This is a genomic window from Halomonas sp. SIMBA_159, assembly GCF_046536035.1.
In the GTDB taxonomy this organism is placed as follows: Bacteria; Pseudomonadota; Gammaproteobacteria; order Pseudomonadales; family Halomonadaceae; genus Vreelandella; species Vreelandella venusta_A.
Genome location: NZ_JAWJBT010000594.1, coordinates 1 through 271 on the forward strand (window position 1 = coordinate 1; position 271 = coordinate 271).

Genomic DNA, 271 nt, shown 5'->3' on the forward strand with positions numbered 1-271 from the left:
GCCAGCCAGCCACCTGCGGTCATCCTGATGGCGGGTTTGCAGGGTGCCGGTAAAACCACCAGTGTGGGTAAGCTGGGTAAACTGCTCAAAGAGCGTAATAAAAAGAAGGTACTGGTTGTTTCCGCCGACGTATACCGTCCTGCCGCTATCAAGCAGCTGGAGACCCTGGCGTCTGATATCGGTATTGATTTCTTTCCGTCCAGCCCGGATCAAAAACCTGTGGCAATTGCCCAGGCGGCTATCGAGCACGGTAAGCGCAAATTTTATGATG

At 53.5% G+C, this 271-nt stretch carries 1 protein-coding gene; it reads left to right on the forward strand.

Translation table 11 applies throughout. From position 1 onward, the window contains the following. The coding region (locus R0J87_RS20600) for a zeta toxin family protein (RefSeq protein ID WP_498888579.1) at positions 1-271 on the forward strand (271 nt) is incomplete at both ends.